This window comes from Acinetobacter sp. WA-87 (assembly GCF_039938935.1).
Taxonomy (GTDB): domain Bacteria; phylum Pseudomonadota; class Gammaproteobacteria; order Pseudomonadales; family Moraxellaceae; genus Acinetobacter; species Acinetobacter seifertii.
In genome coordinates, this window is sequence record NZ_JBDUVF010000002.1 from 600,109 (window position 1) to 612,063 (window position 11,955).

Below are 11,955 nucleotides of genomic sequence, written 5' to 3' on the forward strand. Positions count from 1 at the left end.
AATTATTTATGAACCCAAGGCACGGCTGGTGAACCAATCCAAGCAGATTTAGCCGGAATATTTTCACCTTTCATGACCAATGTTAATGGACCTAATACAGCATGGTTGCTCACGTTGGCGTTATATAAAATAATACTGCGTGTATTTACCACGACATCATTACCAACATTTACTTGTCCGATTTTCATAATACGGTCTTCAAACAAGTGAGTTTGTGGGCCTGAGAAGCTATTAAACTCAGCACGGTCACCGATGCTTACACAGTCAAACTCTGTAATATCAGCAGTGTCCATATAAACGTCTTTACCAATGCGAACACCTAAAATACGCAAGAAGAATGGCAACATTGGCGTTCCTCTTAAGTAGTTTAAGAAGTTAGGAATCGCAACTGACTCATATAAGCTCGTGATCCCTTCACTTAACCATACAAACATAGTCCACATTGGAGCTGAACGTGGCTCATAACGACCAATCAAAATCCACTTCAATAGCGCAACAATAACGAAGCAGCCTACGCCATAGAGCAAACCAGCAAGCGTTAAAGCCAACAAACCAGTTGGAATGTTGTATTTGTTAATAACGTCAATAATCTCAAGCACGATCATATAACCCACACCAATCGCAAGAGCGGCAGGTAATACAACACGAAGGCCTTCAATAAAACCACGCATTAAACGGCGTTTGATACTTGGCAAGAATGTTAAATGATCTGGATATTTCTCAGCAGCTTCACGTGCAGGTAACAATAACGGTGGTGAACCAAACCAAGTTTGACCATCGTACATTTCAACGTTATCAGGTGTTTTAGATTGCACACCAATCAAGACGTTGTCTGGTAACACGGTACCATCAGCAATATAAGCACTGTTTCCGACAAAACTACGGTTACCAATGGTGGTCGATTTTAATGTCATCCAGCCGCCTTTGATTTCTTCATCACCTAGCATTACAGCATCAGCAATAAAGCTTTCTTCACCCAAAGCCAGCATTTCTGGAATAACACCATTTGCGGTAGAGATTTCGGTATTTTTACCTACTTTTGCACCGAGCATACGGAACCATGTTGGCGCATAAATGGTCGCAAACAAGCCATGTAAGGTTTGTAAGCTCGTTTCCAAGATTTGCGAAGCAAACCATTTACGGTAATACGTACCACCATGAACCGCATAGGTTCCTGTTTCAAGACGAGGCAATGCAACTTTACGAATGACTGAAGAAATCACAGCAGTAATCATCATCATCATTGCACTAGCTGGAATCGCTAAAATGAAGTAGTACAGTGCGATTTGTAAATGTTCATTCGGGTTAATATTAAATACGTTTGCATCTAACCAGTCGACCAACAGGAAGCTTGGGAAAATTGGAATAAAGAACAAACACGCAATAATTAACGCACTAATTCCATAATATGCATATTCTGCAATTTTACGAATAAACGATAATTTTGGACGCTCTGGTAATTTATCGTGATCATCCACATGTCCGATCTTTTTAGCAGGTGTACCATCCCAGATTTCTCCGGCTGGAATAACAGTGTCATATTCAATTGAAGTTAAAGCATTTACATGAGCTTGTTTTTCTAACACTGTATTTTCTTCTAATACAGCATAAGAGCCCACATAACTGTCTTCTTTTAAGTGAATTGAACCTAATACCAAGTGACCATGTTCAACTTTAGCATTTTCCAAGTTCACTTGAGAGCCAATGCTCACCCCATCTTCAACAGTAAGTAAAGATGGCATACGAATATGTACTGAACTAATCGTAACATCATGACCGATTTTGGCGCCAAGCGCTTTCAGATATAAGTTAAGTAAAGTTGAACCTGACAAAAGATAGACAGGTGAAATACTACCTATACGGTCTGCTAACCACCAACGGAAATAGGTCAATCCCCATAATGGATATTGCCCAGCACCAACGCCCATCATTAATAGTCGTTTTACAGAAATTGAAACAACAAAACTGGCAATAATTACGCTGATATAAACCAATAAAGACATCGCGATTGCATTCGGAATACTGTCTCGTGATCCACCAGTAAAATAATGATAGGTAAAGAATGGCGCTAACCACTGCAAGATATTAATCGAAATTAAAACCGGAATAGTAATTAGCTGTGCAATACCACATAACCACTTATAAGTCTGGTTACGAGGGTTATCTTGTCCAATCTGGCTATCAAATACAGTCGGCGTTGGGTGCTCTAGCATGAGCGCAGCAATGGCCCCAACTCGTCTTGCTTGATATAAGTTTTGGATAGTTAAGTGGCTATATTCCGGATGTTCACGTAAGTTCGAAATTAAAACAGCCGCTAAAAGTGAATGACCACCTAAGTCATCAAAGAAATCTGAATCGAGTTTAATCGGCATGTTTGGGAACAAGCGATTCAAAATACCAAATAAGATTTCTTCTGCCGGGTTTTGTGGTTGGTCCGATTCACTACGGTCAATCACACTGGTGAGTGGTCGTGCTTTTAAAGCTTTACGGTCAATTTTTCCTGACAATAAACGCGGAACTTCTTCAATAATCTCAAAACGGTTTGGCACCATATAAGGTGGTAAGCGTTGGCTTAAATTTTGACGAAGTACTTTAATTTCGATTGCTTGTTTCGCATCAATTTCTGGTGCAATAAACGCAATAAGCTGATCAATACCATCTTCGGGACGAAGAATAACTGCCGCTGTACCAATACCTTCAATATCGCAAAGCGCAGCTTCGATCTCACCAAGTTCAACACGGAAACCACGAATTTTTACCTGATCGTCCGCACGCCCCAAACAGTGTACTTGGCCAAACTCATCAATTTTAGCCAAGTCACCAGTACGATAGAGCGATTGTTCGTCTGGACCTTCTGCCCACGGGTTTTCAATAAACTTATCAGCCGTTAAATCAGGTCTACCTAAATATCCTTCTGCCACACTTGGGCCAAAAATACAGAGCTCACCTGTTTCACCTTGCGGCAGTAATTCTCTTTCAGCGTTAATGACCAGCATGCCATAGTTTGGTAAAGGCTTACCAATGGTAACGAGTTTGCCACGCTCTAAAGACTCAAGGCTTGCTGTAACTGTAGTCTCGGTTGGACCATAAGTGTTAAACATTTGATGGTGAGGTAATGCCCAACGGTCAACTAGTGAATCCGGACACATTTCCCCACCTAAGTTAATAATTCTTAAGTTAGGTACATCTTCAGGGAATAAAGCAAGTAATGTCGGTACAGCATGCAATACGGTAATGTTTTCTTGCTTTAATGTTTGGCATAAACGCTCAGGGTCACTCACAAGCGACTTAGGTGCAATCCACAATGTTGCACCAACCAAGTACGAAAGCCAAATTTCTTCAAACGACATGTCAAAAGCGACAGAAAAGCCTTGATAGACTTTGTCTTGTTCTTGAATACCTAAAACATTATTTTCACTGCGTAAAAAGTGACAAATATTTCTTTGGGTAATCACAATCCCTTTTGGCTTACCCGTTGAACCTGACGTATAAATAATATACGCAGGTTGTTCTGGGGTTGTTTTAGCTAAAGGAATATTTTCACTGAGTGGCTTTTGTAGTTCAGTGTTTGTCCATTTTGCTTGCGGCACTTCTTCTAAATGTGCATACCATTCATCTGTAGTAATCATTCCCACAGATTCAGCATCTTCAAGACACACTGCTATACGGTCAGCTGGCGTATCCATATCAAAAGGAAGCCATGCTGCACCACTTAAACAAATCGCCAATTGAGCTTTTAAAAGCTCGATACCACGAGGCAACCATAACCCAACAATATGACCAGGTTTCACCCCTCTGATCGTCAAGTGCTGAGCCATGACTAAGGCTTGTTGGTACAACTCACCATAGGTCAACGTTTTATCTGCTTCAATTAAAGCCGTTTTATCAGGAAGAGTTTGTGCAGTATGGACAAAAATATCGGCCAAGACTTCATACTGCAAAAATTCCGGATGATACTTTCCACGAATAATATTATTCGTGTTTGTTACAAACTGGTTCATTTTTATACTCTCTTTAATTTTCTGATTTGGCTCAAATGAAGTCATAATTTGTTTTTCTGACTCATTAAAGAAATCTAGATGTGTCATAAATTAAATAATTGAACTTAAATCAAGATTAAAGTTTTAGTTTCAAAGTCTATTTAATAATATATAATTCTTGATTCTTTAGTATCATCTTTTCTAAAAAAATTAAGCCTTTAGCTGCAATGTTTTAATTTTTTCATTGTCTTCAGGATAGAAAACGTACAAAAATAGCCAAGTAAAAACCTATAATTCACAAGATTTATATAACTCTAATTTTAATTAAACTAATAAATGGCATCCTGTATACAACATCTCCATATTTTAAACTTAATTGTATTGCTCTGAACAATTAAATAGTGTCTAAAAAAAAGATTTTTATTTAAATTTTTAGACGATGTTTGATTATTCATCATATTAAACTCGTTATGAGTCAATTTTGTTTATCTTATATTTTTATCTTTATTTTTCTAAAACTTATCCATCGAGTAGCTCAAACTTATAGTTGTTTAATACTGCTCACCCCTAAAATGTTTTTGTGCTAAAAGTATGGTGTGTTTATAGGAATAAGTACTTGCATGCCCAGCTGTGACTAGCTGTTCCGTTTAAGCATGTCAAAGCCCATTCATTTATAATACATTCAAAATGGACTTAAAACTTAAAGAGTGGGAATGATATGAGTCAACACATAATAAACCCAGAAGACATTCCTTTAGCATTTCAAATTGCTTGGAATAATCATGATATGAAGGCCTTTGCTGCTCTTTTTCATCAAGATGCGACTTTCGTTAATCGTTTTGGCCATTACGTTAAAGGTGTTGATGAAATTGTTGCACTTCATCAGCCTATTCATGACACCATCTATAGCGACTCAACACTAGAGAATGAACTCATAGACATTACACCGATGAGTGATGATATCTGTATTTCACACTTTTGGAGTCGCTTAACTGCGGGCATAGCTCACCCTCAGGGTCCTCATCAAATTGATACCCTCATTCTTACTGTACTTATTAAGGAAAATAATTCTTGGTCCATTCAGGCGCTTGAAAATGTGACTTTGACAAACCCACGAACGGGAGAGACCATACTTAGAGATTTATGAAATCGAGCGATATAGTTTTTTAGTAATTTATATGTATAAAAAAAAGCCTTTGTCATTAACAAGGGCTTTTTAAGAATTTTGGCGGAAGCGGTGAGATTCGAACTCACGGAGGATTCACACCCTCGTCGGTTTTCAAGACCGGTGCATTAAACCGCTCTGCCACGCTTCCAACGAGCGCTATAATATAAACAAAAATGCAAGTTGGCAAACCTTTTTATTTAAGTTTTTATCTGAACGCTCAAAATAAAGACAAAAACCCTTTAATTTTGAGTTTTTATCTATCTCTTACTACTTTTATGCCTAAACTTATTTTTATTTGGGAAGTGTTAATTATCTTTAACTATCCTTCATGCTTCACATAACTATATGATACTGGTCTATCTTTTTGATAACATAGTCACAAAGATAAAAAAGCTTTACGCTTTACTCAGGGTATTCTCCCCTTTTCAATTACAGATAAGTTTTAATTCCTGATGTGGTTTCTAACGAAACTATCTATATGAAGAAAGTTTGAGCTATATGACGAACCGCAAACTATTAACGGCTGAAGGCTATCAACGATTGCAAGATGAGCTAAATGATCTTGTAAGAAAAGAACGCCCCGAAATTACCAAAATTGTGTCATGGGCAGCCAGTCTTGGCGATCGCTCAGAAAATGCAGATTATCACTACAACAAAAGAAAGCTACGTGAAATTGATCGTAGGATTAGATACCTCACCAAACTTTTTGAAGTTGCCCAAAAAGTAGAATATCGGCCGGAACAAGATGGTAAAGCCTATTTTGGAGCTTGGGTTGAATTAGAAAATGATGAAGGCGAAACTACTAAATTCCGTATTGTCGGCGATGAAGAAATTTATGGTCGCAAAGACTATATTTCTTTGCAGTCACCTATGGCAAAAGCCTGTTTAGGTAAAGCCGTAGATGATGAAATACAAGTTCAAACACCTAAAGGTAAAATGATTTGGTACATAACAAAAATAAGTTATCAGTAATTAATTCAGAGTATTCATTTTATTTTTTATTACAACCCAAATTATAATATTAAAAATATATTAATATCCAAATTTATACATATTATTTTATATAAAATTAGAAATCATTAAATTTAAAAAAGTAGATAAAATGCCATCGCTAATTGATCAAAATTAAAACACAATTATATTTTTATATAAAAAGAGATTATTAATCATGAAAGGTATAAAAATTTCTGCAATATCTACTTATCATCCAAGAACAATTAGAAATAATGAATATTTTTTAAATAAATTTGAAGATAAAGACAGTTTAAATAGAATTTTTGAAAAAGTAGGAAGAAATAAAAGACATGTCATTATTAATGATGAAGAAAATGCGCTCACAATGGCAGTTAATGCATCAAAACAATTATTAAAAGATTATAACATTTCACATGACAGCATTGATATTATTATATTTTCTTCTACAACATTAGAATATCTATCTCCAACTAATGCTTTGCTGATTCATTCAGAATTAAATATTAAAACTGACTGTATATGCTTTGATATAAATGCTAATTGTTTAGGAATGTTCGTTGCTCTTGAACAAGCATCCGTTTTGCTCGCATCAAAAGAAAGTTATAAACGCGCACTGGTGATTGGGTCTGATCATCTAACAATGCTTGGAGATGAAAAACAGGTGATTCCTTCAACAATTGTCGGAGATGCAGCAGCAGCAATAATACTAGAAAAAAATACCGATGATTCGGGCATTATTGACAGGATGTACCAAACAGATAGTAGTTTTTGTAAAACTATTGTTTTTCCTCCTCATGGCCTAACGAATTATCACAGTAAGGAACAAAAAATTCATTGGGCACCATTTACTGGTTTGGAAAGTGTGGAATTCGCGGCAGATGCACTAGATAAATTATTGAAGAAAAATAATTTAAACATTGAAGATATATCTTGTTTTTTACTATCCCAATTTACGAAATCAAATATTGATATTCTTCAAGATAAAATCAATATTCCCTCTGAAAAAATTGAATACATTGGAGATCAATATGGATATACAGGAGTAAGTAGTTTTTTTATTGCCTACAAAAAACGGTTAGAAAAATCACTTATAAATAAAGGTGATATTATTGTTTTTTGGTCTTTAGGAGCAGGTTACCAGACCGGTGTAATGCTATGGAAGATTTAATAAGATATAACTGATAAAGTTATTACTTTAGCTAAAAGATACTTTTTCTAATGGTATCTTTTAGCTTTAATTTAAATGTAAACAAATTAAATAGAAATAAAAATCACTAAATTATTTTATTTTTTCAGTTATTTAAGCTATAGCAGTCACCTAGTATATAAATCAAATTTCACGTTGTAATAACATGATGGCTACAAAATGTAGCATTTCATACCCGATTTTCTCACACCATAAGTGTATAAATTTTCTTCCTTAATAAATTCATGGTGTTATGTTGATATATCCGATATTTAATTGTTCAAAATTTGACAAACTTTTTTTTGAATATTATGATGCGCGCATCTTAAATGTTGAGTATTTTTTAACCCAACCTAAAACTATGTAGATTTTCTACACAGTCTGTTTTTTTCATTTCATGTCATTTTGAATGACGTCATGACTGCCCACCCCTTATTGAATTTATCAACTTTTAGAAGTTATGGCAGCTTTTTGTCTGGCTTTTAGGGCATAAATTATCTGTAGCGGAGACAACATGCACAGTAATTCAAGTTCTGGGTCGAGGCTTTGCCTTAACTCTTTATTTTCTTCTCTCCCATTGAAAGTCCTTGCACTCAGCACTATGTTTTTTCCCTTTCATAGTATTAATGCAGGAAAAACCCTACAGTACAATACTGTAGTTAACACAAACACATTAACTGTAGTTGCTGTAGAAAGCCCGACTACCGTTTTTAAAGAAGATCAATTTTTGCATGGCTTTGGTTATGACCTCGCTCGTAACTATGCACAAAGCTTAAATGTAAAACTAGACTTCAAAATCGTGGCAGATAATGCCACTGCACTCAAATGGGTCCAGCAAGGTAAAGCAAATCTTGCCATGACGACCGCAGGCTTAAGCTCAATCGAGAGCAAAGGTTTAATGTCTTTTTCTGCAAGTTGTGGTGATATCGTAAATTTGCAAAAAAATGGATTAAATCCTGATTTAAGCTGGGTGTTTAAACAAGCAGATGATCCTCTTACACAAACTGCCAGTGGTTTTGTTTGTCAAAGCAAGCAAAATGGTCTGACTCAACAACTGGCTTCATTTTATAACCGTAACGTTGTAAAACCTGAGTCTTGGTCTACGATTCAACGTGATTTAAGTACACGTCTGCCCATTTACAAAGCTAGCTTCAAACAAAGCGCAGCGAAGTATGATTTAGATTGGCATTTGCTTGCAGCAATGAGCTATCAAGAGTCATATCTCAAGCCAGAGTCTGTTTCACCAACAGGCGTACGTGGATTAATGATGTTAACCAACAGTACAGCTCGGGCAATGGGTGTAAGTAACCGTAGCGATCCAGCGCAAAGCATTCAGGGCGGTGCGAAATATTATGATCTCATGTTAAGTGAGTATGATGATATTCCTTTCCCAGATCGTAACTGGTATGCCCTTGTGGCTTACAATATGGGTCCGGGTGCAGTCAACCAGATCCAGAAACGCTTACAGACTCAAGGAAAAGATCCAAACCAATGGGTTAACCTCTATGAGTACTTACAGCGTAATCAAATGCGAAATGGTCGGTACAAACAAGCGGTACAGTATGTGACCCGTATTCGTGCTTATCTTGAGCACATTAAAACGGCACAACCTCGAATCAATATCTAATTTTTATTATTTAAAAGTTGATAAATTCAGTGTTTGTACAAATAAAAAGCTTACCTCTTGGGGTAAGCTTTTTATATGAATTCTTTTTAACTTAAACTGTTGTTTGTTCTAATACTTTCTTGAACAAATCTTTTTGTTCTTGGCTTGGTTTAGCTGTTTGCAAAGCCATTAACTGAGACATATCGCCTTGAACTTTAATTTTACCAGTCATAAATGCTTGCATAGCTGCAGCCATATCAAACTCTAAGAATACTTTACGTAAAGTTTCAGCATCCATATTTAAAGTTGTTTTGGCATTTGAAGACAAACCTTTTTGGATTTTACCCCCATCTAAAGCTAATTCGGTATTTCCAGAAGCATCTGTAACTACTAAATTAATTGCCAAATTCGCAAGAGCTGGTGGCAAATTAAGATCACCTGCTTCAGCAGTTAATTTTTCGACAGTCGCAAACCAATCATCAGTTAAAAATGCAGGCATGATTCTTCCTCAAATTTATTTGTTCAATTTCTCTAGTTAGTTGTCTATCCAGACAACATCATATGAAGCACTTCTGCTTGTGCGTTGTTATAGCATGTAATTTTAAGGTTGGGCTATGACTTTTTGTACGGAACATTCATTTTTTAGTGTTTTGATACATTAAAGGCACTTGTTTATAAAGTGCCTTTAATTGACTTACTTAATCGTTTTATTCAGCAGCAAAACTTAAGTTCACTACATCTAAACGTTTTTTAAGTTCTTCAGGGTCTTTAAAGTCGATCTCGCGCTGAGAATCTAGCGCTTCAAAATCAAACAAATCACGGTCCGCTAACTGAGACGGAGAAACGTTTTGTAAAGCACCAAAAATGCTGTGTAAACGTTTCGGATATTGTTTATCCCACTCACGTAGCATTTCATTAAGCATGGCACGTTGTAAGTTTTCTTGTGAACCACAAAGGTTACACGGAATAATTGGGAACTTACGTAATTCGGCATATTTGATAATGTCTTTTTCTTCAACATAAGCCAAAGGACGAATCAAAATATTCTTCTTATCTGACGACAAAAGCTTAGGTGGCATTGCCTTTAAGCTGCCGCCATGGAACAAGTTCAAGAAGAAAGTTGCAATGATGTCATCACGGTGATGGCCTAACGCAACTTTAGTGGCACCAATTTCTTGAGCAAAGCCATAAAGCGAACCACGACGTAAACGTGAACACACTGCACAGTATGTTTTACCTTCAGGTGTTAAACGCTTGGTAATGGTGTAAGTGTCTTTTTCCAAAATGTAATATGGAATGTTATTTTCTTCCATATAACGGGGTAAGACATCTTCAGGAAAGCCCGGCTGCTTTTGGTCAAGGTTAACCGCAACAATGTCAAAATTGATCGGTGCAATACGTTTGAACTGCAACAAAATGTCGAGCAAGGTATAACTGTCTTTACCACCAGACACACACACCATGACCTTGTCACCATCTTCAATCATATTGAAGTCACGAATGGCATGTCCAACTTGACGGCGAAGCTTCTTAAGCAAACGATAATAGACCGAGCTTGTTGGAAGTTCAGGCTTAAAATTAAATCCTTCGTTGGACTCAACTGGCGCGTACATAGACGAGATATACCCATAAATAAAAATACCGCGCAATTTTATATGATTCGGACGGGAATCGCATCAAAAGAATAGTTTCAATTCTTGAAGTCGTCATAATGCTCAGGCATGATGCAAAAGCAGTGCTCCATTTTGACCGATGAGTTCATTTTTTGCGCAAAATGCTTACTTTTTGGACTTTTCCACAGTTTTCCACAAAACCTGTGGATAAAATTGTGGATTTCTTCGTGCTTGACAAACTGTTTTCACCTTCTGTTAAGGGTTTTATTTAAATTGATCATTTTTTAACCAATCATTTTTACCTTTAATTTTCAAATAGTTATTCAAGTCAATAGAATCATTTTAAAAATTTTTTTTAATTTTTTTTGATGATCATTCGAACAAAACAGCTTGATTTTTTAAAACAGCCAAAATAAAAAAAATTACACAAAACTTCTTTCTTTAATATTTTTTGATAAACTCTTTGACAAGTCTCGAATACCTTAAAATTGTGAATAACATAAAATGAAAAATTCGGTTCAATATCTTTTTTCTTGTTTGCTGGGGATGACCACTTTTTCGGTCGGTGTAACGTCGACTTTTGCAGGTCAGATGTACGTTTACCAAGACAAAAATGGCAGTACTTTACTGACTAACCGTAAAAGCTATGATAATTCACTTAAGAAAGTAAAAGTGACTTACTATCCTGATAGTAATATTCATAGTTATACAAACTGGGGCACTTCAGAAGCTTCTGTTCTACCGAGCTATAGCAAAAATAAAAATGCGTTTGACCATATTATTAAGCAGGCAGCACAACAGCACGGTGTATCTGAAGGTTTAATTAAAGCAGTCATGCATACCGAATCGGGTTTCAATGTAAATGCCCACTCTCCAGTCGGTGCCCAAGGCCTAATGCAACTCATGCCAGCCACTGCCCGTCGCTTTAACGTTTCTAACGCTTATGATCCTCAGCAAAATATCTTTGCTGGTGCGAAATATCTAGGCTGGTTGCTCAAGCGTTTTAATGGCAATACGCAAATGGCACTCGCAGCCTATAATGCTGGTGAAGGCAACGTTGATAAATACGGCGGCATTCCCCCATTTCGTGAAACCCAAGATTATGTTCGCCGAGTAACCAGTCGATATCAAAACTTATATTCTTCTGGGGTAAGCCTTTCATCTTTTACGAACTCAAATATTTCTACCCAGACTGTAAGTCGCCCAGAGCTACCTCAAGCCGCCACAACACAACAAGTATCGGCTAAACCTGTTAAATATTCTTCTGCACGCCAAATTGTGACTTTGGCTGATGGTACCTATACCGATGCACCTACAGGAACTTATGTCACCAATAACGCAACAGCAATTGCGCATATTAGAATCGAGTAAATTGAAACAACTCATGCATTGCAGTTAATCTTTTAACGAGGCCCATTGTCTAAAAA

Annotated in this window: 8 protein-coding genes and 1 tRNA gene; 5 read left to right on the forward strand and 4 right to left on the reverse strand. The window is 36.5% G+C overall.

Features of this window, described 5'->3' with window-relative positions; translation table 11 throughout:
• Positions 1–2 precede the first annotated feature (2 nt).
• Positions 3–4,001 carry a delta-poly-L-ornithine synthetase PosA gene (gene posA, locus ABFY81_RS09810; protein WP_347913661.1) on the reverse strand — a complete coding sequence of 1,333 codons (3,999 nt, stop codon included), beginning with the start codon at positions 3,999–4,001 and terminating at the stop codon, positions 3–5.
• Between the two features lie 697 nt (positions 4,002–4,698).
• Between posA and ABFY81_RS09815 the strand changes: the two genes are divergently transcribed.
• Positions 4,699–5,127: an SgcJ/EcaC family oxidoreductase gene (locus ABFY81_RS09815; protein ID WP_347913662.1), complete on the forward strand. Its 429-nt coding sequence runs from the start codon at positions 4,699–4,701 to the stop codon at positions 5,125–5,127.
• Positions 5,128–5,206: 79 nt separating this feature from the next.
• Here ABFY81_RS09815 and ABFY81_RS09820 read toward each other — a convergent pair.
• A tRNA-Ser gene (locus ABFY81_RS09820) sits at positions 5,207–5,296 on the reverse strand.
• 350 nt (positions 5,297–5,646) lie between these two features.
• Between ABFY81_RS09820 and greB the strand changes: the two genes are divergently transcribed.
• From greB to ABFY81_RS09835, 3 genes are all read left to right on the forward strand, one after another.
• Positions 5,647–6,120, forward strand: a complete 474-nt coding sequence (gene greB / locus ABFY81_RS09825; RefSeq protein WP_004699685.1) for a transcription elongation factor GreB — start codon at positions 5,647–5,649, stop codon at positions 6,118–6,120.
• Positions 6,121–6,316: 196 nt separating this feature from the next.
• Positions 6,317–7,291, forward strand: coding sequence for a 3-oxoacyl-[acyl-carrier-protein] synthase III C-terminal domain-containing protein (locus tag ABFY81_RS09830; RefSeq protein ID WP_019456589.1), 975 nt, complete (start codon positions 6,317–6,319; stop codon positions 7,289–7,291).
• A 532-nt stretch (positions 7,292–7,823) separates the two neighbouring features.
• Positions 7,824–8,936 carry a transglycosylase SLT domain-containing protein gene (locus tag ABFY81_RS09835; RefSeq protein WP_004699682.1) on the forward strand — a complete coding sequence of 371 codons (1,113 nt, stop codon included), beginning with the start codon at positions 7,824–7,826 and terminating at the stop codon, positions 8,934–8,936.
• Positions 8,937–9,027: 91 nt separating this feature from the next.
• Here the strand turns inward: ABFY81_RS09835 and ABFY81_RS09840 are convergent, their stop codons facing one another.
• Together ABFY81_RS09840 and ttcA are read right to left on the reverse strand one after the other, a co-directional pair.
• Positions 9,028–9,414 carry an SCP2 sterol-binding domain-containing protein gene (locus ABFY81_RS09840; RefSeq protein ID WP_347913663.1) on the reverse strand — a complete coding sequence of 129 codons (387 nt, stop codon included), beginning with the start codon at positions 9,412–9,414 and terminating at the stop codon, positions 9,028–9,030.
• 208 nt (positions 9,415–9,622) lie between these two features.
• Positions 9,623–10,528, reverse strand: coding sequence for a tRNA 2-thiocytidine(32) synthetase TtcA (gene ttcA, locus ABFY81_RS09845; protein ID WP_107972573.1), 906 nt, complete (start codon positions 10,526–10,528; stop codon positions 9,623–9,625).
• A 504-nt stretch (positions 10,529–11,032) separates the two neighbouring features.
• Here ttcA and ABFY81_RS09850 point away from each other — a divergent pair.
• Entirely contained in the window at positions 11,033–11,899 is an 867-nt protein-coding gene (locus ABFY81_RS09850) for a lytic transglycosylase domain-containing protein (protein WP_347913664.1), read from the forward strand.
• Positions 11,900–11,955: the final 56 nt, after the last annotated feature.

Bases quoted from the DNA above. Each gene is read 5' to 3' on its own strand.
- posA (WP_347913661.1), bottom strand. From the start codon at position 4,001: ATGAACCAGTTTGTAACAAACACGAATAATATTATTCGTGGAAAGTAT.
- ABFY81_RS09815 (WP_347913662.1), top strand. From the start codon at position 4,699: ATGAGTCAACACATAATAAACCCAGAAGACATTCCTTTAGCATTTCAA.
- greB (WP_004699685.1), top strand. From the start codon at position 5,647: ATGACGAACCGCAAACTATTAACGGCTGAAGGCTATCAACGATTGCAA.
- ABFY81_RS09830 (WP_019456589.1), top strand. From the start codon at position 6,317: ATGAAAGGTATAAAAATTTCTGCAATATCTACTTATCATCCAAGAACA.
- ABFY81_RS09835 (WP_004699682.1), top strand. From the start codon at position 7,824: ATGCACAGTAATTCAAGTTCTGGGTCGAGGCTTTGCCTTAACTCTTTA.
- ABFY81_RS09840 (WP_347913663.1), bottom strand. From the start codon at position 9,414: ATGCCTGCATTTTTAACTGATGATTGGTTTGCGACTGTCGAAAAATTA.
- ttcA (WP_107972573.1), bottom strand. From the start codon at position 10,528: ATGTACGCGCCAGTTGAGTCCAACGAAGGATTTAATTTTAAGCCTGAA.
- ABFY81_RS09850 (WP_347913664.1), top strand. From the start codon at position 11,033: ATGAAAAATTCGGTTCAATATCTTTTTTCTTGTTTGCTGGGGATGACC.